23 protein-coding genes are annotated in these 21,102 nt (G+C 45.3%); 16 read left to right on the top strand and 7 right to left on the bottom strand.

Annotated features, from left to right (window positions below):
- The first annotated feature begins 15 nt into the window (after window positions 1-15).
- The 11 genes from MMY81_RS08800 to MMY81_RS08750 all read left to right on the top strand — a co-directional run bounded on the left by MMY81_RS08800 (window position 16) and on the right by MMY81_RS08750 (window position 10,364).
- Window positions 16-1,977, top strand: coding sequence for a glycoside hydrolase family 15 protein (locus MMY81_RS08800; RefSeq protein ID WP_252312549.1), 1,962 nt, complete (start codon window positions 16-18; stop codon window positions 1,975-1,977).
- A 234-nt stretch (window positions 1,978-2,211) separates the two neighbouring features.
- Window positions 2,212-3,024 carry a creatininase family protein gene (locus MMY81_RS08795; protein WP_252312548.1) on the top strand — a complete coding sequence of 271 codons (813 nt, stop codon included), beginning with the start codon at window positions 2,212-2,214 and terminating at the stop codon, window positions 3,022-3,024.
- A 16-nt stretch (window positions 3,025-3,040) separates the two neighbouring features.
- Window positions 3,041-3,835, top strand: a complete 795-nt coding sequence (locus MMY81_RS08790; RefSeq protein ID WP_252312547.1) for an ABC transporter ATP-binding protein — start codon at window positions 3,041-3,043, stop codon at window positions 3,833-3,835.
- A gap of 13 nt (window positions 3,836-3,848) precedes the next feature.
- Window positions 3,849-4,178 carry an FAD-binding oxidoreductase gene (locus MMY81_RS08785; protein ID WP_252312546.1) on the top strand — a complete coding sequence of 110 codons (330 nt, stop codon included), beginning with the start codon at window positions 3,849-3,851 and terminating at the stop codon, window positions 4,176-4,178.
- 85 nt (window positions 4,179-4,263) lie between these two features.
- Window positions 4,264-5,040, top strand: coding sequence for a hypothetical protein (locus tag MMY81_RS08780; RefSeq protein WP_252312545.1), 777 nt, complete (start codon window positions 4,264-4,266; stop codon window positions 5,038-5,040).
- 222 nt (window positions 5,041-5,262) lie between these two features.
- Window positions 5,263-6,057: an ABC transporter permease gene (locus MMY81_RS08775; protein WP_252312544.1), complete on the top strand. Its 795-nt coding sequence runs from the start codon at window positions 5,263-5,265 to the stop codon at window positions 6,055-6,057.
- 22 nt (window positions 6,058-6,079) lie between these two features.
- A complete protein-coding gene (locus MMY81_RS08770) occupies window positions 6,080-7,093 on the top strand; it encodes an ABC transporter substrate-binding protein (RefSeq protein WP_252312543.1) in 1,014 nt (337 codons plus the stop codon).
- Window positions 7,086-7,694: an amidohydrolase family protein gene (locus MMY81_RS08765; RefSeq protein ID WP_252312542.1), complete on the top strand. Its 609-nt coding sequence runs from the start codon at window positions 7,086-7,088 to the stop codon at window positions 7,692-7,694. Before MMY81_RS08770 ends, MMY81_RS08765 begins: the two co-directional genes overlap by 8 nt.
- Window positions 7,695-7,703: 9 nt before the next feature.
- Window positions 7,704-8,366, top strand: coding sequence for an amidohydrolase family protein (locus tag MMY81_RS08760; RefSeq protein ID WP_308215280.1), 663 nt, complete (start codon window positions 7,704-7,706; stop codon window positions 8,364-8,366).
- Window positions 8,367-8,495: 129 nt separating this feature from the next.
- Entirely contained in the window at window positions 8,496-9,560 is a 1,065-nt protein-coding gene (locus MMY81_RS08755; protein ID WP_252312541.1) for an amidohydrolase family protein, read from the top strand.
- Between the two features lie 60 nt (window positions 9,561-9,620).
- On the top strand, window positions 9,621-10,364 hold the full coding sequence (locus tag MMY81_RS08750) for a class I SAM-dependent methyltransferase (RefSeq protein WP_252312540.1): 744 nt from the start codon (window positions 9,621-9,623) through the stop codon (window positions 10,362-10,364).
- A gap of 138 nt (window positions 10,365-10,502) precedes the next feature.
- On the opposite strand, the gene crcB is transcribed toward MMY81_RS08750, so the two are convergent.
- From crcB to larA, 6 genes are all read right to left on the bottom strand, one after another.
- Window positions 10,503-10,877 carry a fluoride efflux transporter CrcB gene (gene crcB, locus MMY81_RS08745; protein ID WP_252312539.1) on the bottom strand — a complete coding sequence of 125 codons (375 nt, stop codon included), beginning with the start codon at window positions 10,875-10,877 and terminating at the stop codon, window positions 10,503-10,505.
- The gene (locus MMY81_RS08740) at window positions 10,874-11,299 is read right to left on the bottom strand and encodes a fluoride efflux transporter FluC (protein ID WP_252312538.1); all 426 of its coding nucleotides are present in this window, start codon (window positions 11,297-11,299) and stop codon (window positions 10,874-10,876) included. Before MMY81_RS08740 ends, crcB begins: the two co-directional genes overlap by 4 nt.
- A 95-nt stretch (window positions 11,300-11,394) precedes the next feature.
- A complete protein-coding gene (larC, locus tag MMY81_RS08735; RefSeq protein WP_252312537.1) occupies window positions 11,395-12,588 on the bottom strand; it encodes a nickel pincer cofactor biosynthesis protein LarC in 1,194 nt (397 codons plus the stop codon).
- On the bottom strand, window positions 12,585-13,262 hold the full coding sequence (gene larB / locus MMY81_RS08730) for a nickel pincer cofactor biosynthesis protein LarB (protein WP_252312536.1): 678 nt from the start codon (window positions 13,260-13,262) through the stop codon (window positions 12,585-12,587). The genes larC and larB overlap by 4 nt, the downstream gene beginning before the upstream one ends.
- Before the next feature lie 21 nt (window positions 13,263-13,283).
- Complete coding sequence (gene larE / locus MMY81_RS08725) at window positions 13,284-14,108, bottom strand: ATP-dependent sacrificial sulfur transferase LarE (protein ID WP_252312535.1); 825 nt, start codon at window positions 14,106-14,108, stop codon at window positions 13,284-13,286.
- A 32-nt stretch (window positions 14,109-14,140) separates the two neighbouring features.
- On the bottom strand, window positions 14,141-15,397 hold the full coding sequence (gene larA, locus MMY81_RS08720) for a nickel-dependent lactate racemase (RefSeq protein WP_252312534.1): 1,257 nt from the start codon (window positions 15,395-15,397) through the stop codon (window positions 14,141-14,143).
- A 261-nt stretch (window positions 15,398-15,658) separates the two neighbouring features.
- On the opposite strand from larA, the gene MMY81_RS08715 reads away from it, so the two are divergent.
- The 5 genes from MMY81_RS08715 to MMY81_RS08695 all read left to right on the top strand — a co-directional run bounded on the left by MMY81_RS08715 (window position 15,659) and on the right by MMY81_RS08695 (window position 19,598).
- Window positions 15,659-16,378 (top strand): (Fe-S)-binding protein, encoded by a 720-nt coding sequence (locus MMY81_RS08715; protein ID WP_120191576.1) that lies wholly within the window; start codon window positions 15,659-15,661, stop codon window positions 16,376-16,378.
- A gap of 17 nt (window positions 16,379-16,395) precedes the next feature.
- Window positions 16,396-17,820 carry a LutB/LldF family L-lactate oxidation iron-sulfur protein gene (locus tag MMY81_RS08710; RefSeq protein ID WP_252312533.1) on the top strand — a complete coding sequence of 475 codons (1,425 nt, stop codon included), beginning with the start codon at window positions 16,396-16,398 and terminating at the stop codon, window positions 17,818-17,820.
- Window positions 17,820-18,524, top strand: coding sequence for a LutC/YkgG family protein (locus MMY81_RS08705; protein ID WP_252312532.1), 705 nt, complete (start codon window positions 17,820-17,822; stop codon window positions 18,522-18,524). Before MMY81_RS08710 ends, MMY81_RS08705 begins: the two co-directional genes overlap by 1 nt.
- A 59-nt stretch (window positions 18,525-18,583) precedes the next feature.
- Window positions 18,584-19,300 (top strand): FadR/GntR family transcriptional regulator, encoded by a 717-nt coding sequence (locus MMY81_RS08700; protein WP_252312531.1) that lies wholly within the window; start codon window positions 18,584-18,586, stop codon window positions 19,298-19,300.
- Window positions 19,301-19,457: 157 nt separating this feature from the next.
- Window positions 19,458-19,598 carry a hypothetical protein gene (locus MMY81_RS08695; RefSeq protein WP_252312530.1) on the top strand — a complete coding sequence of 47 codons (141 nt, stop codon included), beginning with the start codon at window positions 19,458-19,460 and terminating at the stop codon, window positions 19,596-19,598.
- 60 nt (window positions 19,599-19,658) lie between these two features.
- On the opposite strand, the gene MMY81_RS08690 is transcribed toward MMY81_RS08695, so the two are convergent.
- A complete protein-coding gene (locus tag MMY81_RS08690; protein WP_252312724.1) occupies window positions 19,659-21,098 on the bottom strand; it encodes a carbon starvation CstA family protein in 1,440 nt (479 codons plus the stop codon).
- Window positions 21,099-21,102 lie beyond the last annotated feature (4 nt).

The raw sequence follows: 21,102 nt of genomic DNA, 5'->3' as shown, positions 1-21,102 counted from the left end.
AGAAAGAGGGAAGCGATGAGAAAAAAACCATACGTCACCGACGCAATCATTGGAAATGGAAATATGCTGATTTCTTTAACAAAGGATGGCGAGGCTCATCGGCTCTATTGGCCGCAGATCGACTATACGGATCAGATCAACGCGCAGTCCGCAGGGTTTTATGATTATGAAACGGAAAAAACCCTTTTCTTTCACGGGAAAAGCTGGAAACATACGCAGTATTATCGGAAAAATACGAATGTTCTTATAACGGTTCACCAATATGAAAACTGGGTCGTAGAACAAAAAGATTTTGTTCTGGCGGACAGGGATGTATGGATCCGGCGCTTTAAAGTGAGGAACACGGCGGACTATGCGCGGAAAGTGCAGCTGCTGTATAACTCAGACAGCTCCGTAGGGGGGCGTCATCATTTTCAGACCTCTGATTTTGATGAGAATACCGATTGCCTGTATCAATACAATCGGAGCGACTGGATGGCTCTTGCCAGCCCTAATCCGATTACAAATTACTTCATAGGCAATCTAAATCTGCAGGCGCTTCCTGATCCGTTTGACGGAAGAAGCGTGTTTAATCATCCGGAATCGAGCCTGTTTTTTGATTTTGATACGATCGAACCGCAGGAGGAGCATGCGGTTTCCATTTATTTAGCATGCGGCACGAATAAGCGGGAAGTTACCGATTCAATCTGGTACTGCAGGCGGGAAGAAGAGGACCTTGAAGAAATTACTGCGGAGTACTGGTATAAGGTTCTTGAAAAAGCGGAACGGTATTCCTACGGCGGGGAACGCACTCAGGAAATTTATGACCGGTCGATACTTACTTTCCATCTGCTGAAAGACAAAAAGAGCGGTACCTTTATTGCCGGGCCGGAAGGCGACGAAAATTATGACTTTTCCGGAGGCTATGCCTACAGCTGGGGACGGGATGCAGCCTTTATCGCAGCAGCGGTGGACGCAGCGGGCTACCCGGAGCTTGTGAATGAGTATTACCGTACAATTGCGAGCTGGCAGATGGACGCCGGACACTGGGAACAGCGCTATTATACAGATGGGCAGGTGGCGCCGAACTGGGGGGTGCAGATAGACGAAACAGGCTCGATCCTCTGGGGCATTCACGACCACTATGTTCAGACCGGAGACAAGTATTTTAAGGAAATTATGTGGCCGACAGTAAAAAAGGGTGCCTTTTTCCTGAAAGATTTCATTGATAAAGAAACAAATCTGCCAAAGCCTTCTAAAGATCTATGGGAGAAGCGCGATGGAGAGCACAGCTATTCAGCAGCCGCGGTCTATGGAGGAATGATGGGTGCTTCGAAGCTGGCTGCAGAAGAAGGGGAGTTTCATCTTGCAGAAACCTGGGAAAAAGTGGCGGTTAACATTAAAACAGCGCTTGAAACCAGAGTGTGGAGCGAGAAGAAAGGTTCATTTCTGCGTGCTCTTAAACTAGCGGTAAGCCCGAGCGTATATGAAGAAGCAGTAGCAGAAGGCAAAGAAGGATTCATTGAATACAATCAAAAAGGCACACCTATATACTATTTGTGGGAAGACGATGTAACAGATATCTGCCTGCTCGGGTTGAATTACCCGTTTAACGTATTTGATGCCGGTGACAGACGGATGCAGAAAACCGCAGATCTGATTGAAGCGGAATGTACGTCAGCTCACATAGGCGGTATTGAGCGCTTTCCAGGTGATGTATATATTGGCGGGAATCCATGGATTATTACGACGCTGTGGCTTGCCATTTACAAAAAACGAAGCGGCAAACCAGCTGAGGCCCACGAACTGTTCCAGTGGACCATTGGACATGCAAACCATCTCGGTCTGCTGCCGGAACAGATAGATAAGCATACGGCAGAACCTGCATGGGTTATGCCTCTTACCTGGTCGCACGCCATGTTTGTTCTCGCTGTGAAAGAATTGTCGGCAGAGGAGACAACGCACAGCCTCGAAGAAGATTTAGAAGCAAAGCGATAATAAGCCGCAAAGCATAAACCCTCGCCAATGAATGGTGGGGGTTATTTTATATGAGCAGAAAACGTAAGTTATATAAAATTAGTGTTAATTTTGCAAATAATCTGACATAGAATGCTCTTTTTTTGTATGTATCTATGATTTGAGAATAATTATTTGTACAGCATCGCTAATGTTATTTAAGAAAATTGACCTTATAATGTGACTATATCTTAAGCGGAGCGGAAAGGAGTAAGTATGTTAGATGCCAGATACTCTCAAAAAGCCTTTGAAACATTTTTTTTACCTAGATTAAGTACACAGGAAGTGAATAACATACCAAAAGATAAAGCCTTGCTTGTCCTGCATATTGGGGCGGTAGAACAGCATGGGAAGCATCTTCCTGTATTTACGGATACGTTGATTGGCGAAGGTTTGTTAATGCAGACATTTGAAAAGTTTAGTACAGAAGATAATATTTGGCTTCTGCCCTCTATTCCATATGGAAAGAGCACGGAACACAGCAGTCATCCCGGAACTTTCTCTTTATCTGCAGCAACTCTTCAGAGTATCGTGATGGATATTGGTAAAAGCGCGGCAGTCAGTGGATTTAGAAGACTTCTTATATTAAATACGCATGGCGGGAATAATGATTTACTAAATATGATGGCAAGAGACATTAGAGTAGAAACCGGATTAATGGTATTTCGATTAAACCCGCATTCGGAACAAACGAAGGAATGGATTACAGAGCAGGAAGCTTCCTACGGTATTCATGGAGGCGACGTGGAAACTTCAATGGTTCTTCGTTTTAAAGAGAACTGGGTGGACATGAATAAGGCAGATAAAGAGTTTCTGCATGATCCTAAAAAAAAGACTTCATTGAATTTGAAAGGCAATCGGTATTTTGCATGGAAAATGGATGACATTTCTAAAACCGGCATTGCTGGAGATGCTACAAAAGCGACAAAGGAAAAAGGAGATAAAATCAATAAAGCTGTCAGTGAAGAACTGGCCGGCGCAATGTTGGAAATGGCAGATTTTGAAATAGAACAGTTAACAAAACCTTAAGGAGGTTATATTCGCCATGCAGGCAGATATCCAAAAGACAGACCAAGAAAAGCATACGGCTGAAACGATCTCAATGAAAAATGTCAGTAAGGTTTACGACAACGGGCATACGGCAGTTCAAAACGTTGACCTGACTATAAAAGAGGGGGATTTTGTTTCTTTTGTGGGACCATCAGGCTGTGGGAAATCGACAATTTTTAAAATGGTCGCAGGATTGACTACTATTACGGAAGGGCATATACATCTCTTCAATAAAGAAATAGACTCCAGCGACCGCGATTCACGGGATCTGGCATATGTTTTTCAAGACGCTACGCTGCTTCCATGGCTGAATATTGAAAAGAACGTGCGGATGCCTTTGACCTTTCAATCCATAAAAAAAGAAGAACAAAACAAAATGGTTCAGGAAACGTTGGAATTAGTAGGGCTGAAAGGATACGAGCGTGCCATGCCAAGAGAATTATCGGGTGGTATGAAAATGAGAGTATCGATTGCAAGAGCTTTAGTATCTAAACCCAAATTACTTTTAATGGATGAACCTTTTGGAGCGCTTGACGAGATCACAAGACAAAATCTTCAGGAAGAGCTGCTGCGCATTTGGAATACGCAGAAAATGACGGTGCTTTTTATTACCCACAACGTTTTTGAATCGGTGTATTTATCCAACAGAGTAGCTGTCATGACTGCATCTCCAGGAAAAGTAGATGATGTGATTGATATTCCTCTTTCTTATCCGAGAAATTCGGATGTTCGTACGGCCCCGGAATTCAGTAATTTAGTGGCTGAGATATCTGAAAAATTAAAAAACTGAGGTGGGAAAGTGTATGTGGGTGGAAAGGTTAAAAAACACTATAGCGGATCAAACGGAAATAACTAGTGATAACGATACGGTAGAACGCTTATCCAAAGATGCCTATTGGTATTCTCCAATTTTATACAAGGAATTAAACGGCATGAAAGCTGAATGTGCGGTTTTTCCGAAAAATGAAGAAGAGGTAAGAACGGTTGTAGCATTTGCCGTAAAAGAAAAAATACCATTAACGGTCAGGGGCTCAGGTACAGGAAACTACGGTCAGTCTATTCCGTTAAGCGGCGGAATTATTATCGACATTACCCAGATGAATCAGACTGTTAAAGAACCTCTGCATCTGTAACCGTTCAAGCAGGGAAAAGCTGGGTACTCTTGAGAAAGAGCTGAGAAAAAAAGAGAAGGAACTCCGCATTTTCCCCAGTACTTTTATGAAGTCAACAGTAAGCGGTTTTTTATGCGGCGGATCGGGAGGAATTGGATCTATTCGATGGGGGAACCTGTGGGATAACAATGTTATGTACGTCAAGATGATGACTATTGAAGAAGAGCCGAAAATTCTTCATATACGCGGAGAAGAAATTCTTTTATTTATCCACACATATGGAACTACGGGAATTCTACTGGAAGCCGAGCTTCCTGTCGAAGATAAAATGGAATGGAATCAATATCTGCTTACCTTTCCCACATTTCAAGAAGCCGTGGACTGCTGCCAGTACTTAACTGAACGGGAAAATGTACCTTTACGGCTGCTGTCTACCTGCGAGTGGCCACTGCCGCAGCATTACAAGCCTCTTATAAGCTATATTGACCAAGGCAGCTCGATTGTAATTATAGAATCAACCATTATGAAAAAAACTATGGAAAAGATAGTGGAAAGTCAAAAGGGAAATATGTCTTTGTTCATTCCCTCAGAAAAGTACCAAAAAGGCTTGAAGCTTTCTGATTTCACATGGAATCATTCCACGCTTTGGGCACATAAAAACGGGGAGAATATGACGTATTTACAGGCGAGATTTGACAAGAATAATCTCCACAGCCAAATCGATACGATAAAAGAGGAGTATGGAGATGAAGTACAGCTCCATTTTGAATTTATAAAAATTGATGAAGAAATAACTCCGGCTGCACTTCCTGTCCTTCAATTCCGGTCCAAAGAACGTATTTACGATATTATGATTTTTGAGAAAACACGGTATTCAAATTAATGATCCTCATACGTACCTGCTCGGGTTTGGAGGTTACAAACATGAGGATGGATGAAATTAAAAAGAAAAAGAAAGCCTATGATCCTTATGACCTGCTCAACCCTGGAAAAATACCGAAAACCAGAGAGGTTATTTAATCAAAATAGAAAGGAGCATGCCCTGCATAATAGTAATGTGGAAACCACTTCTATACGAACAAGCGGACAGCCGAAGGCGAAAAGTATGAGTAAGGGAAAAAGTAAATTGATTTCAGTCTTACCGCCTTTAGCAGCTTTTATTATATTTGTTGGGGGGTGGGAGCTTCTTGTAAGACTGCTGCAGATTCCCCACTATCTTCTGCCGACGCCTACCGCTATCGTTACGGCTGCAGTAGAGAATGCAGCCAACCTGACAACCGCCGTTTCTGTCACTATTCTAGAAGCAGTCATTGGCTTTACGCTCAGCGTGATTGGAGGCGTGGCCGCAGCTATACTGATGGCGAGCTCCAAATGGGTGGAAAAAAGCCTTTATCCCTATGCGGTCATTCTACAGACCATTCCAGTAGTGGCGATTGCACCAATTATTGTTATTTGGTTTGGGTCCGGTATGAATTCTATTGTCATTATCATTTTTCTCATTGGGTTTTTCCCGATGCTTTCCAATACACTCATCGGATTGAATGCCACAGATAAGGATATGCTCAATTTAATGAAGCTTTACAAAGCTTCAAAGATGAAAGTGATGTGGAGAGTTCGTGTTCCTTATGCCCTTCCCTATATTACTGCAGGGCTGAAGATCTCCTGCACATTAGCTGTTATTGGAGCCATAGTTGGTGAGTATATCGCGGGCATCGGCGGAGGAAGCGGGGGAATAGGCTATGCTATCACAGTGTCCGCTGCAAGAATGGAAACCGCCTACTTATTTGCATGCGGAATAGCAGCCTCCCTGCTGGGTATTGTATTTTTCTTATTAATTAATATGTTTTCTAAATGGGTACTTGGTTCGTGGCATGAATCAGAATTAAACAATAAAGATTAAAAAAAAACGGGGGATACTCATAATGAAAAAGAGCAGACAGAAAAAGTGGATGATGTACGCTGTGGGATTAACAAGTCTGTCCGTATTGGCTGCATGTGGATCAGAAGAAGAGAATTCAGGAGCAGAGGCGGATTCTTCAGAGCTTGAAGAAGCAAAGCTTGTAACAAACTGGTTTGCTCAGCCCGAGCACGGTGGAAACTACGCAGCATTGGTGGAAGGCATGTATGAAGAAGAGGGATTGGAAATGGAAATCGAGCCGGGAGGACCGGAGATTTCGGCCACCCAGATTGTAGCTTCCGGTGACGCCGACTTTGGTTATACGAGCGGCGAAGATTTAGTGATTGCCAGAGACGAAGGAATTCCTCTTGTAGCGATAGGAGCTATTTTTCAGGAAAGTCCTTATGTATTGATTTCACATGAAGGCCAGGTGGACAGCTTTGAGGATTTGGAAGGGAAAACCGTATTCACAGCAACAGCTGTTGGATACTGGGAATATATTAAAGAAGAATATGAATTAGAAGAAGTAGAGGAACGGGCTTATACAGGTTCTCTTGCCGAATTTGTAGATAATGAAAATGCAGTAACACAAGGGTATATGACATCGGAACCATACTCTTTAGACGAGCAGGATGTGGACATTGATTACTTAAAAGTGAGTGACTCCGGATTTGAATCATATGGAAACGTAATATTCACAACGGAGGAGATGATCGAAGACAACCCGGAAAAAGTGCAGGCATTTATGAATGCCACTGTAGCAGGATGGGAGTATTACAGGGACAATCCGGATGAGACCAACAATTATCTGCAGGAGCAGAATCCTGATTTAACAGAGGAAAAAATGGAATACAGCAAAGAAGCGATGGATGAGATTGTCTATGGGGGAGATGCCGAAGAAAATGGATTTGGATATATGGAAGCAGACAACTGGCAAAGCCTTCAGGATAATATGAATCACCTTGAACTTACTGACAGTGATGAAGATATTGAAGAAGCCTTTAATATGGAATTTCTGGAGGAAGCGCATAATGAATAATTTTTTAATAAAAAATGTTTGTGTTCCAGGCCTGGATCTGGACGAGGCTCATATTGTAATTAAGAACGGCCGGTATGATACTATCATACCGGCTGTTTCAAATGAGGCATTAATCTTTACGCAGAATTGGGAGGGAGATAACAAAAAAGCTGTAGATGGACGTGGATGGACCATCCTTCCTACATTTACGGATATACATACCCACCTGGATAAAGCTTTTACGTACGAACAGGTTCCCAATTACTCAGGTACGTTAAGGGAAGCTATCACAAATTATCAATCTGCGCTTCCGGCATTTACGGAAGAAGCTATGATGGAGCGTATGCGGCGGTTAATGGACCGGGCTGTTTCGTACGGCACCGGCAGAATGAGAACACATATTAATGCAGGCGAAGATAAAGCAGGAAATATTGCACTGCAGGCAGCCTCGAAAATAAAAGAAGAGTACAGAGGTATTCTTGATCTGCAGATCATAGCGATGCTTGGAAATATGTCTCAACCGTTGACTAAGAATATCGAGCTGCAGGACGTGCTGCTTTCCAACAATATTGATGAATCGGCGGCGCACCTCATTTGTCGGAATCCTGCAATGAAGAAATAGACGATCTCTTTGCGTTTGCCTCTTCCCGGGATCTTCTCATCGACCCTTCACGCGGATGAGCAGGATGATCCAGAGGTAAGATCTATTTGTCATATAATAAAGCAGGTTAAAAAATATAATTATCAAAAGAAAACAACTGCCGGACACCTTTGTTCGCTGTCAGCAATGGAAGAGGAAGCTGCTTTTTCTATTATAGATGAAATGATTCAAGAACAAATATACGCAGTTACGCTTCCAGCAGCAAACCTCTGTCTGCAGGGAAGAGACGATAAAAAAAATGTCCGCAGAGGAACAACAAGAGTTACATCCTTTCTGGAAAAAGAAGCTGTAATAGCGGTAGGATCAGATAATGTCAACGATCCGTTTCATCCATTTGGAGATGGCGATATGCTGCTGACAGCTTTGGTAGCTGCGTATGCAAATCATTTAACCAGCCAAAAAGACATCAGCCGGCTCTTTCAAATGATAACGACGAAGCCGGCTGAAATATTCGGTCAAACCAATCATATTCAAGAAGGAGAAAAAGCTGATTTTGTTTTAATAGAAGGAAAGGGAGAAGTAGAATTATTATCTGTACAGCCCGGGGGAAGAAAGGTGTACAGAAACAGCCGCTGGGTCAGTGAAAGACAGGAAACGGTCAGTGTATGGAAGAAAGGAAATATATATGCTTGATTTATTAATTAAAAATGTCCGGACGCACAGCAGTCCCGTATTATTTCATTTAGGAGTGAAAAATAACCGCCTTCAGTTTGTATCCTCTTCAGCTCGGGCATCAAAAACAGTGGAAGGGGAGGCGGCATAGTGCTGCCGCCTTTTGTAGAAATGCACCATCATGCCGACACGTACAAGGCAGGTGAACGAGTCGGAGAAAACAAGTCCGGCACGATTGAGGAAGGTATTGCTATATGGGACAGCGCTAAGTCCCAATTGATTAAAAAAGAACTTACAGCTCAAATGGAAGATTTAATTTCTACATTTATCGGCCAGGGGATTTTATATACCCGATGGATGATTGACGTCTCAGAGTCTGGTTTGAAGGCTCTTTCCTGTGCAATTGCTGTAAAAGAAAAATACAAAAATACATTAGCTATAGAAATAACAGCATTTCCTCAGCTTGGAATGAAAGAACCATGGAAAAGGGAGCTGCTTGAAAAAGCTCTACAGATGGGCGCAGATCAAGTTAGTGCCGTACCACATTTAGAAGAATCCGAAGAACAGGAAGACGCCGCTGTTCAGGAATGTTTCAGGCTGGCCCAACAGTATAAAAAAGGAATTCATATTTTCTGCGATGAAACAGAGAATCCGGATTCCATGTCTTCAAGCAAAATTGCTGAAGCTGCTGTAAAAGGAGAATATCACAATCCATCCATTACTATAAGCCACGTTAATGCCTTGAGCTACTATGAAGAAACGAAAGCAGCTGAAACAATACAAAAAATTAAGCAGGCCGGCATTCACGTTATCAGCTGCCCTTTAATCAACAGTACGACTATTGGAAAATCACTGGACAGCAGGCATGCGGCCAGAGGAATTACCAGAGTTAAAGCATTAAGAGATCAAGGGGTGAATGTATGTGTTGCGCACGATGATATCAAAACGCCCTTTTATCCATTTGGTAACGGAAATATGCTTCAGGCAGGGTACATGATGGCTCACTTAGCCCAGTTTACAACAGAGCCGGAGCTTATCGACTTAGTAGAGATGCTTACCTACAACGGAGCAAAGGCTATGAACATACAGCATTATGGAATACAGGAAAATGGCCCTGCAGAATTTCTGCTTTACAAAGAAAATAACCTATTCAGCCTTTTTACAGAACACAGTAAACCATCTGCAGTGTGTAAAAATGGTAGGATTATTTCTTAAATTAAAATACGTAGTTTCGATTATTTTTAACGTTTCTGTTAATGGAGGTGTAACAATAGTATGAAAGAAAATAAGTATGATGATACCAATTTCTTCACTGCTTATCAAAAAATGCCGAGATCTGTTAAAGGTCTGGAAGCTGCCGGTGAATGGCACGTTTTGAAAGCATTAATGCCAGCGTTACGTAATAAAAATGTTCTCGATTTGGGATGCGGTTTTGGATGGCATTGCCGCTATGCAGGAGAACAGCAGGCTGATTCGGTAATAGGTGTAGACATTTCCGAAAATATGCTTAAAAAAGCTCGTGACAGCACGAATGATCCCGCCATTTCATTTATAAAGATGCCAATAGAAGATGTAGAATTCGATAGTGCCCAGTTTGAAGTAGTTATAAGTTCATTAGCTTTTCACTACATTGAGCCATTTGAAAGGATGTGCCAAAAAGTCCACGGTTGGCTGAAAAATGGGGGTACTTTTCTTTTTTCAGTAGAACATCCTGTCTTTACTTCTCAAAATAAACAAGATTGGTATTACGATAAGCAGGGAAATATCCTGCACTGGCCTGTAGATCATTATCAAGAGGAAGGACCGCGTCAAACAACATTTCTTACAGAAAATGTAATTAAATATCATCGAACGCTTTCGACGTACATTAACAGCCTAATTGGTGCAGGGTTTTGTATAAAGTCAGTCAAAGAGCCGGTTCCTTCTGATGAGATGCTGCAACATATGCCGCAAATGAAGGATGAATTCCGCAGACCGATGTTTTTAATCATATCAGCGGAAAAAATAGATTCACAATGAGGGATGATTTCTTATATGGTACGTTTCTGCATTTTTTTATCCGCAATAGAATAACTTCTACAATTACTGTGTCTTTTTTTCTTTAAAGTAACATTAAAGACCTCTTCGAAAAGAGGTCTTTTTTAGAAGGAGTTCTTTTTACAAAAACGGCAGGTAAAACAGCAGAAACGCTGCAAAGCTGCCAACAACGCTTAACGTTACATAAAGAATCAGAGGTTTGTATGCTTTTCGTTCAATCAGGCGGAATGACTCCATACTGAAGGTGGAGAATGTGGTAAAGGCTCCAAAAAAGCCAACGGCTGCCGTAAGAAATAAAGGATCCTCGTAGGCATCCCCCGGCACATAGCCGTAAAATAAAGCCAAAAACAAACCAAGACCCGCAGAACCAAGAATATTAACCGTAAGCATAGCTATTGGAAAAGGAGGATCAGCGAACGTGTAGTCTATAAACTTTCCAAGAAGATAGCGGCAGACTGCCCCGGCTGCTCCCCCGATCATTAATAAAATGATCATAAGCGGCGGCCGCCCCTCTCAGAAGATCGGAGTTTTCTACCAAGACGCTGGGCGCCTGCAAACCCAGCCCAGGCGAAGGCAATTCCGCCAACAATAGTAGGTAGAATGTAGGCTGCTATGTAGAGTGGGGAGAGGGCAGACCCCAGTAGGACAGTGTCTGATACGAGGGTCGAAAAAGTAGTATAGCCGCCGCACAGTCCGACACCCAGACCGGCGCTGATCCATTCTCTGACGGTAAAAATAGCAAAAAATCCAGTCAGAGCCCCGAGAAGCGCACTTCCGCTCCAATTTTCCACAAGCGTACCGAAAGGGAAAATAGAATCGAATGCAGCGACATTAATGGAATAGCGCAGAAGGGTTCCGAGCATGGCACCCGCGGCTATGGCCAGTAGAACACTTGGCGGCCCGAATCGTTTATTCATGAATATCCCCGGCTTTCTATGTGTTTTCCCTCCAAAGTATACGTCTTTTATCTCAAAAGAAAAAGCAGCCCCTCATAAAAAGAGGAGCTGCTGCTTTATGGAGAAAAAGTCTGCTGCGCGAGATTTTTAATTTCCGCATAAACATCAACAAATGGTTTTTCGCTGCGGCTCGAAGCTTTCTCAACATCGTCGTATTCAGGGGAAATCTGATACAGGATGTCTCCTTCAAAGCCCAATTTAATGGAAACAGGGCCGTAAGGCGTCTCCAGAGTTTCAAAACGGCGGGAAAGGATACGGCGTTCCCACCGGCTGCTCCTTACGCCAAAAGTAGTCGTCTCTCTAAAAAGTATAGTTTCCAATACAGCTTTGTCTGACTCCCTGCATAATACAGTAAGCAGTGTACCCGGCCTGTTTTTCTTCATATAGACCGGGGTGTAATAGACGTCGAGAGCCCCGGACTGAAACAAACGGTCCATCGTCGAGCCCAGTGCTTCTCCGGATATATCATCAACCTGGCATTCCAGGGTATAGACCGTTTCATCTGAAACAGCCTGTTCTTCAAATAATACAGCACGTAGCACATTGGGGTGGGCAAAATCTTTTTTGCCGGCACCGTATCCAATTTTTTGAAGAGGCAGGGCGGGCAGGCTTCCGAATGACTCAGCTAGAGCTTTAAGAAATCCAGCTCCGGTCGGCGTCGTTAGTTCTCCCTCTGCTTCGAGTGAGGCAAGCGGGATGCCTGTCAGCAGTTCAGCTGTAGCAGGCGCCGGGATGGGATACAGGCCGTGCGCCATCCGGACCTTCCCCTGGCCGGTCGGCACGGGGGACGCAATAATTCGTGCTGCATCAAGACTTTCCAATGCAAGACAGACGCCGATAACGTCTATAATCGAGTCCATGGCACCGACTTCATGAAAATGCACATCAGCGGCAGGTATTCCGTGAATATGACCTTCTGCTTCCGCAATATGTTCAAATACAAGCCGGCTTCTGTCTTTTACCCGCGCCGCAAGTGCGCTCTGTTCAATCATCTCCAGAATATCAGCTGCTTTCCGGTGATGATGGTCATGATCGTGGTGATGGTGATGAGGTTCTTCTATTTCCAGATGCAGATAGGAAGCAGAAATGCCCTGCTTGATCACCGGTACGATTTCCATCGTAAAGGGATCGAGCGGCAGTTTCTCCAATTCGGTGCGTATATAGGAAATATCGGCTCCCAGGTCAATAAGGGCGGACAGCGTCATGTCCCCGGAAATGCCGGACACACAGTCCAGATAGATTGTATTCATGAGGAAGCCCCTTCCGATGCCAGTTTCAAAATCATAGCGGCCTGGTAGGCGGCGCCGAATCCGTTATCGATATTTACGACGCTCATTCCGGAAGAACACGAGCTCAGCATACTGAGAAGCGGAGTGAGCCCGTCAAAATGGGCACCGTAGCCGACCGATGTCGGCACTGCAAGAACCGGACGCTTCACAAGACCGCATACGACGCTTGGAAGCGCTCCTTCCATGCCGGCTACAGTAATAACAACCGAGGCTTCCTGGAGAACATCCCTGTAGGAAAGCAGCCGGTCAATGCCGGCTACGCCTACATCGTGAATGGTTTCTGTTTCACAGCCGAGCCATTTTGCCGTCCATTCCGCCTCTTCAGCAACAGGCAGATCCGACGTGCCGGCCGACACAATGATAATTTTTCCGTTATATAATACAGCTGGTTCTCCATAAATAAGCAGGCGGGAGTTTTTCTTGTATGCACCGTTGGGGTGAAGAGCAAGAACCTCTTCTGCTTTTTCGGGGGACATTCTGGTAGCCATGGCTCTGCCATGCTTTTGGACCAGTTTTTCTATAATAGCAGCTGTCTGTTCTGCCGTTTTGCTTTCACCATATATAATTTCCGGATAGCCATTCCGGCTTTCCCGGTCGTAATCGACTTTTGTATGGCCGAGATCTTCGAATGTCATCAAGCAGTCTCCTTTTTGTCTTTAATCAACGGAAACAGGAGAGGATAAAGACAGCGATTTATTCATGCTCCCGCTCTTGTAACCGGCGAGGTCCATCGTAACGAACTTGAATCCCAGCGTCTCCAGCTTTTCGGAAATGCGGCTGTGCAGGGAAGCGAGCTTTTGCATGTCCTCAGGTGCTACTTCGATGCGGGCTATCTCATCATGAGACCGCACCCGGACCTGAGCCATGCCGAGTTCGCGGATGTACTGTTCCGCCGCATCCACCCGGTTCAGTTTTTCAATAGTGATTGTTTCCTCGTAGGCAATTCGTGAAGCAAGACAGGCGTAGGAAGGCTTGTTCCAGTTCGGAAGACCCATGTCCTTTGAGAGCTCACGAATCTCACTTTTATATAAATCAGCTTCCTGCAGCGGACCGCGGACGCCGTGCTCTTTGGCGGCAATAATGCCGGGCCGGTGTTCGCCCATGTCATCTGCGATCAGGCCAAAAACAATATTTTTATAATGACGTGTTTCAAGCAGCGGCTTCAGGTTTTCAAACAGGTTATCGCGGCATAGGTAGCAGCGGCTGCTTGTATTCTCCACGTAGCCCGGAATGTTCAGCTCCGACGTGGAAATAATCTCATGGGCGGCGTCCAGATGGGCAGCCAGCTCTTTTGTGTCAGCCAGCTCCCGGTCGGGAAAGGTCTCCGAATCAGCAGTAACAGCAAGTACATTTTCGTGTCCGAGCGTCCGGTTGGCCACGTGTAGCAGAAACGTGCTGTCAATGCCGCCCGAAAAAGCCACGACGACGCTTTTCATTTCCAGAAGAATGGATTCCAGCTTTTCCAGCTTTTTTTCAATCATAGATGAATCTCTCCTTTCGTTACCATAAAAAATTATACATACGGAATCGTTAAAGGTCCGAGCGGAAGCACTGCCACGCTCATGTCCGGGCCGTATTTCTGCTTTAAATCCTCCAGTGTTTTTTCAATGTCGCTGCATGGATACAGCATGGTCTGTTCAATCTGCTCATTGCTCAGTTTGGAATGCACGTATACGTCCGCCCATACTTGAATGACCGCCTGCTTCTGTACCTGCCACTGGTCAAACATTTTAAATTCCGGGTCATTAATCATATCGAGCAGTGCCTGCGGAGTGTCGGCCATGCTGAAAATTTCCGCAAAGTTGCCGTGATCGGGAATGCCGTCTGAGCATTCGGCGGCCACAATAATAGCTCCGCCTTCTTTTACAATTTTATGGGCGGCGCTCATGCCTTTTACCGCCTGGTATAAATTCTGGTCAAGCGGGTAGCCGGAGTTCGTTGTAATCACGACGTCAAACCGCTCTTCGCATTGAATCATTGCATGTTCCTTTGTAAACGCACAGCCTTTTTCGTGAGCCGCAAACAGTTCCCCGGCAAATACGCCGGTAATATCCTTATCGCCATTGAGGGTGACGTTAAGAAGGAAATCAGGAGGGCAGACCCGGTTGATTTCCCGGGTCATGTTCTGGACCGGATTGTCTTCCATGTTGCCCCAGGTCGATTTAGGATCGCCGATCATTCTGGCGTTATGAAAAGTCATAATCGTTTCAATCCCGGCTATTCCCGGCATAATTCCTTTCGGGCCTCCGGAGAATCCGGCGAAAAAGTGCGGTTCAATAAAGCCGGTGTTAATACGGAAGTCCGCCTCTACATATTCCTTGTTTAAATAAATATCACAGCCGAATGTGCTGCGGCCCAGGTTTACGAGCTCGTCTTTTTCGTGGCAGTGATTGTTAATAATACGGATGTTATCAACGACCCACTGACCAAGCATGCCGACAAGCTCTTCTTCCGTCTGATCGCGGTGGGTACCGGTACCGTTGATAATAACGAACTGCTCATGGGGAATATGGGATAGTTCCTCAATAAGAAGCGGAACGAGAATGTGATTTGGCGTCGGCCGGGTGATATCGCTGATAACGATAGCTACTTTATCAGACGCTTTCGCCATGGATTGCAATGGAGGCGTATCTATTGGATTGCGCAGGGCATCCCGTACAGCCTGATTCTGGTCTTCTAAAGCCGGGAGATTATTCGGTTCTATAATATAAGCATCCTCCGGAACGTTCACCTCGAGATGCTGTTTTCCATAAAGTAGAGAAGTCTGCATCATAAATCCTCCTTCATAGTCGCTTTGCTTAATATAAGATAACGGTTACATATTGATTTAAAAAATAGAAAGAACGGTATTATCTTCTATCATACCAACATCAGAGCTGAATAGTACAGGTAAAATTGATCAGATGAGCGGATCATGGAAGAATAAGAATAATTGTTGAAACATGCAACGAAATTTTGTATGATGTAAACACTTACATTAATAGTCATCAGATGACCTTATCACTAAATATGCAGTGAGGGAGAGAAAGACATGAAAGTATCGTTATTTATTACTTGTCTCGGCGATGTGTTTTACCCGGGAGTAGGAAAAGACGTAGTGGAGATTCTGGAAAGGCAGGGCTGTGAGGTCGAGTTTCCGGATGCCCAGACCTGCTGCGGACAGCCGGCTTACAACAGTGGCTATCACAAAGAGGCAAAGAAAGCCGCCAAACATATGATCAAGACATTTGATTCGGCAGAATATGTAGTAGCGCCTTCCGGTTCCTGTGCTGCGATGTTCCGGGAATATGAGCATCTTCTCGAAGACGATCCAGCCTGGAAGGAAAGAGCCCGGGAGCTCAGAGAGAAAACGTATGAATTCACCCAGTTTCTCGTCCGGGTGCTGAAGGTGGAGAGCACTGGAGCTGTTCTGCATGCCAATGCCACCTATCATTCCTCCTGTCACATGTCGCGGCTTCTCCGGGAAACCGAGGCGCCTTTCCGGCTGCTTTCCAATGTAGAAGGGCTTACGCTTCATGAACTTCCCAATAAGAATGACTGCTGTGGATTCGGCGGTACGTTTGCTGTGAAAATGGGAGCCATTTCCGAGCAGATGGTAGAGGAAAAAGTAGAACACGTAGAAGAAACGGGAGCGGAAATACTGATTGGCGCTGATTCCGGCTGTTTAATGAATATCGGCGGAAGACTGCAGCGTGGCGGAAAACCCGTCAAAATTATGCACATTGCCCAGGTACTTAACAGCAGAGAATAGAAAAGGAGAGATGCATCATGCCGATGAAAATAGGCGAACGGTCTTTTGATAACCGCGTCAAGCAGGGAATCGACAACACGTTTATGCGCGATGCCGTAAGCTCTGCCCAGGCCCGCTTTCAATCCAATAAGGCAAAAGCGGAAGAACAGCTGGGACACTGGGAAGAGTGGAGGGAGCTGTCGGAAGAAATTCGTGCCCACACGCTGGAAAATCTTGATTTTTATCTGGAACAGCTTAGTGAAAATGTTACCAAAAACGGCGGTCATGTCTTTTTTGCTTCTACAGGAGAAGAGGCCAACGACTATGTGAAAAAAATTGCCCAGGAAAAGCAGGCTAAAAAAGTCATCAAAGCAAAATCGATGGTCACCGAAGAAATCAGCATGAACGAAGCATTTGAAAGTGTCGGCTGTGAAGTGATTGAGTCTGACCTAGGTGAATATATTCTCCAGCTTGACGATCATGATCCCCCCTCCCATATTGTGACGCCGGCCCTTCACAAAAATAAAGAGCAGATAAGGGAAACGTTTGCCAATTTAAAAGGATACGAAAAAACGTCTAAACCGGAGGAGCTGGCCCAATTTGCGAGAGAACAGCTCCGTGAGGAGTTTTTGACCGCCGATATCGGCGTCACGGGCTGTAATTTTGCCGTAGCTGAATCAGGCAGTGTCGCGCTGGTTACTAATGAAGGAAATGCACGGCTTTCTACGACCATTCCGAAAACCCACATTGCCGTGATGGGAATGGAGCGTATTGTGCCGACGTGGGAGGAGCTTGAGGTTCTTGTCACGATGCTCTGCCGCAGCGCGGTCGGCCAAAAGCTGACCAGTTATGTGACAGGGCTGAGTGGTCCGAGAGAAGAAGGAGATCTGGACGGTCCGGAAGAATTCCATCTGGTGATTGTTGATAATGGAAGGTCCAACATACTTGGCACCGCCTTTCAATCTGCCCTGCACTGCATCCGCTGTGCGGCCTGTATTAACGTCTGTCCGGTATACCGCCATGTCGGCGGGCATTCCTACGGCTCTATCTATCCGGGACCAATCGGCGCTGTGCTGACGCCGCTGCTGGAAGGGTATGACGATCATAAAGATCTGCCGTATGCTTCAAGCCTCTGCGCTGCCTGTACAGACGCCTGTCCCGTGAAAATTCCGCTTCATGAACTGCTGATCGAACACCGAAAAGTAATTACCGAGCAGGAAAAAATGACGACGCTCTCTGAACGATTTGCGATGAAAGGGTTTGGCATGCTGGCAAGCTCTCCGGCTTTGTTTCATATGGCTGAACAGGCGGCCCCGGCAATGATGTCGCCATTTACTAAAAACGGAAAAATAGAAAGTGGTCCGGGCCCGTTAAAAGACTGGACGAACGTCAGGGATTTTCCCGTTCCGGAAAAAGAAAGCTTTCGTAAATGGTTTCAAAACCGCGGCAAGGAGGAGTCATAATGGCAAAAGGCACGGTACAAAACCAGGAGGCTTTTCTGCAGAACATTGCAGATAAGCTCGGGCGGGAACGCCGTTCAGAAGGGGTAAAGCGTCCTCAGTATAAACACAGTCCGCAGCATGATATTCTGCGCGGTGCGACAACAAAAGAGCTGGTCGATGTATTAAAAGAACAATGTCTCGCTATTCATACTGATGTAAAAGAATCGAGTAAAGCAGATCTGGAAAGCGTTCTTGAGGAAGTAATGAAAGAGTATGGGGCGGATAAAGCGGTAGCCTGGGACGACCCCAGGTTCACCGAATACGGTCTGGAATCCTTTCTGGAGCGGCCTAATATGACAATCTGGGGAAGCGGACCGGATGAGGATAATATTAGGATCACGGAACAGGCGGAGGCCGGCATTACATTTGCAGATTATACGCTGGCAGAATCCGGTACCGTTGTTTTGATGAACGGAGGAGGCAGAGGCCAGTCAGTCAGCCTGCTGCCAACATATTACATCGCAATAATTCCGTACAGTACGATTGTGCCGAGAATAACCCAGGCTGCTGGAGAAATTCACCGCCGCGTGGAGAAGGGAGAAAGAATACCTTCCTGTATCAACTTCATATCAGGACCAAGTAACAGCGCCGACATCGAAATGAATCTGGTCGTAGGCGTTCACGGTCCCGTCCGGGCCTGCTATATATTAGTTGATGATATGTAGAACGGGATTTCTTCTGTGATATACTTTTGAGTAACCAACAGAAAAGGGAGTAAAGACGGATGGCATTTAAGCAGATAGAAACGAAAAAAATATCGGAAATCGTACGGGCGCAGATCGAAGAAATGATTAAACGCGGCGACGTTCAGCCCGGCGAAAAGCTTGATTCAGTTGTACAGCTTGCCAGTCAGTTTCAGGTCAGCCGTTCAGCCGTCCGGGAGGCGTTGAGTGCACTTCGGGCTGTCGGTCTTGTAACAATCAAACAGGGAGACGGCACGTTTGTAAATAAATATGATTTTTCCGGTGTGGTTGATTCAATGAAAGCAGAACGTATTATTTCGAAAAAAGAAATGATGGAGCTGTTTGAAATTCGGAAGATCATTGAAGTCGGGGCGGCTGAACTGGCTTCCATGAATCGAAAAGAAGAGCACCTCGAAGCGATGGAAGCAGCCCTTGCTGCTATGGAACGGGCCTCCGGCGGGGAAAACCTTGGAGAAAACGCCGATATGGCCTTTCATATGGCTCTAGCCTCCGGCACCGGTAACAGCATTATGGCGGATATGATGCACCAGCTCTCTGACACGCTTCAAAAAACGATGTTTGAAACACGAAGAATCTGGCTGTATTCAGAAAAGAAAACATTACAGCGGCTGTATGAAGAGCACGAAAATATCTATGAGGCGGTAAAAACCCGGGACGCATCCGCCGCACGTGAGAAAATGCTGGAGCATTTAACGCATGTAGAATCAACAATGATACAAGGAATAGAAAAAGAATAAATCAAAGGGCTGTCCCAAAACCTATTTTGTGGATTTGATTTTCCATTTCATTAGAAAAAAAGGGACATCAAGAAACCTCGTATTCCTTTCAAAGGGAATACGAGGTTTCTTGTATTATCATGGTGGGTACCTTTGCTGAAACGAAGGAAAACCTTAAATGGAACAAAGACCAGGCGGAGACTCTGGCAGAACAGCCATCGGTGAAGATAAAGAGGTGTTTTTCTCTTTAGCTGAGGCATGGCCTGCCGAAAGCTTCCGCCTGGCCTTGTTTCTCTTTTTTTATCAAAGCACGATGTAAAGGTTTCGTCTCTTAATGGACTTTTGGGACAGCCCCTTTTTAGTAATATACAGCTTTCGTTTAGGAAGCTCTGGCGATTTTATCTTCCTGAGCCAGTCTTTTTCTAGTCACTACAATTTGTTTAATATACCAGGCCAGTACGAGAAGCGTCAGCCCGCCCCCGATCAGCATGGAAGGCTGGTAAGGCATGGCTAGCCCTTCAGGTGCGTAAAAGATATACGTGCAGACAACCGCGGTCATAAACATAGCCGGTATCCCGCATATCCAGTGAAGTTTGCCGGATTTGAGCAGATACATACATGCCGTCCAGAGCATAACCGTCGCAACGAGCTGGTTGGTCCATCCCACATATCTCCATAAGAACGTGTAATCAATCAACGATAAAAAGATAGTAGGAATTACGACCGGGATGGTAAGCAGCATCAGCGCCACTCTGCCTTTGGTATGGAAAAAACGGCTTAATAATTCAGCAAGCATCATTCGTGAAGAGCGGAGCGCGGTATCTCCTGTTGTAATAGGAAGTATAATAACACCAAGTATAGCGAGGATGCCACCGAGCCCTCCAAGAAGAGAAATGGAAATATCATTAACAGCACCAGCCGGTCCGCCGTTGGCAAGAGCTGTACCTAATCCGTCTGTTCCGCCGAAAAAAGTCATGCCGGCTGCAGCCCAGATCAGCGCAATAATGCCTTCAGCGATCATCGCACCGAAGAAAATCTTTCTGCCTTCTGACTCCTTTTTCATCGTTCTGGCAATAATCGGGCTCTGGGTGCTGTGAAATCCGGAAATAGCACCACAGGAAATAGTAACCATAAGGAGCGGCCATAGCGGCAGGCTCTCCGGATGAAGATTGGAGAACGTTAAATTTGGAATCGGCTGCCCGGAAAAAACAAGAGCCCCCGCAATAGATACGGCCATAAAAATAAGAATACCGCCGAGGATCGGATAAATTTTCCCGATAATACGGTTAACCGGAAGTACCGAAGCGAAAAAGAAATAAACGAATATAATTGCAATCGCGGCTCCAAATGAAAGCGGGGACAGCTCAGCAATTAGCTGCGCAGGTCCTGCAATAAAAGCGGCGGCGACTAGAATCATTAAGCAGATACTCACTATGTTAATACCGACCTGCATAGGTTTCCCCAGATATTTACCGACAAGCGTCGGGTACTGGGCTCCGTTATGGCGAAGCGAGAGCATTCCTGAGAAATAGTCGTGGACGGCTCCTGCGAAAATACAGCCAATGACGATCCAGATAAAAGCGACAGGCCCATACAGCGCACCTAAAAGTGCTCCGAAAATCGGTCCGAGTCCGGCAATATTTAACAGCTGGATTAGGCTGCCTTTCCACCAGCTGAGCGGCGCATAATCAGAATCGCCGGGATTTTCATAGGCGGGAGTCTGTTTATTATTATCGATCCCGAAGACTTTTTCGACAAAAGAAGCATAAAAAATATACCCTGCGATAAGCAAGGCAATAGACACAAAAAACGTAATCATGACG

Source organism: Sinobaca sp. H24, from assembly GCF_023845525.1.
This window is presented reverse-complemented; position numbering and strand designations above follow the sequence as displayed.

Coding starts and splice junctions, on each gene's coding strand:
- MMY81_RS08800 (WP_252312549.1), top strand. CDS start 16: ATGAGAAAAAAACCATACGTCACCGACGCAATCATTGGAAATGGAAAT.
- MMY81_RS08795 (WP_252312548.1), top strand. CDS start 2,212: ATGTTAGATGCCAGATACTCTCAAAAAGCCTTTGAAACATTTTTTTTA.
- MMY81_RS08790 (WP_252312547.1), top strand. CDS start 3,041: ATGCAGGCAGATATCCAAAAGACAGACCAAGAAAAGCATACGGCTGAA.
- MMY81_RS08785 (WP_252312546.1), top strand. CDS start 3,849: ATGTGGGTGGAAAGGTTAAAAAACACTATAGCGGATCAAACGGAAATA.
- MMY81_RS08780 (WP_252312545.1), top strand. CDS start 4,264: ATGAAGTCAACAGTAAGCGGTTTTTTATGCGGCGGATCGGGAGGAATT.
- MMY81_RS08775 (WP_252312544.1), top strand. CDS start 5,263: ATGAGTAAGGGAAAAAGTAAATTGATTTCAGTCTTACCGCCTTTAGCA.
- MMY81_RS08770 (WP_252312543.1), top strand. CDS start 6,080: ATGAAAAAGAGCAGACAGAAAAAGTGGATGATGTACGCTGTGGGATTA.
- MMY81_RS08765 (WP_252312542.1), top strand. CDS start 7,086: ATGAATAATTTTTTAATAAAAAATGTTTGTGTTCCAGGCCTGGATCTG.
- MMY81_RS08750 (WP_252312540.1), top strand. CDS start 9,621: ATGAAAGAAAATAAGTATGATGATACCAATTTCTTCACTGCTTATCAA.
- crcB (WP_252312539.1), bottom strand. CDS start 10,877: ATGATCATTTTATTAATGATCGGGGGAGCAGCCGGGGCAGTCTGCCGC.
- MMY81_RS08740 (WP_252312538.1), bottom strand. CDS start 11,299: ATGAATAAACGATTCGGGCCGCCAAGTGTTCTACTGGCCATAGCCGCG.
- larC (WP_252312537.1), bottom strand. CDS start 12,588: ATGAATACAATCTATCTGGACTGTGTGTCCGGCATTTCCGGGGACATG.
- larB (WP_252312536.1), bottom strand. CDS start 13,262: ATGACATTCGAAGATCTCGGCCATACAAAAGTCGATTACGACCGGGAA.
- larE (WP_252312535.1), bottom strand. CDS start 14,108: ATGATTGAAAAAAAGCTGGAAAAGCTGGAATCCATTCTTCTGGAAATG.
- larA (WP_252312534.1), bottom strand. CDS start 15,397: ATGCAGACTTCTCTACTTTATGGAAAACAGCATCTCGAGGTGAACGTT.
- MMY81_RS08715 (WP_120191576.1), top strand. CDS start 15,659: ATGAAAGTATCGTTATTTATTACTTGTCTCGGCGATGTGTTTTACCCG.
- MMY81_RS08710 (WP_252312533.1), top strand. CDS start 16,396: ATGCCGATGAAAATAGGCGAACGGTCTTTTGATAACCGCGTCAAGCAG.
- MMY81_RS08705 (WP_252312532.1), top strand. CDS start 17,820: ATGGCAAAAGGCACGGTACAAAACCAGGAGGCTTTTCTGCAGAACATT.
- MMY81_RS08700 (WP_252312531.1), top strand. CDS start 18,584: ATGGCATTTAAGCAGATAGAAACGAAAAAAATATCGGAAATCGTACGG.
- MMY81_RS08695 (WP_252312530.1), top strand. CDS start 19,458: ATGGAACAAAGACCAGGCGGAGACTCTGGCAGAACAGCCATCGGTGAA.
- MMY81_RS08690 (WP_252312724.1), bottom strand. CDS start 21,098: ATGATTACGTTTTTTGTGTCTATTGCCTTGCTTATCGCAGGGTATATT.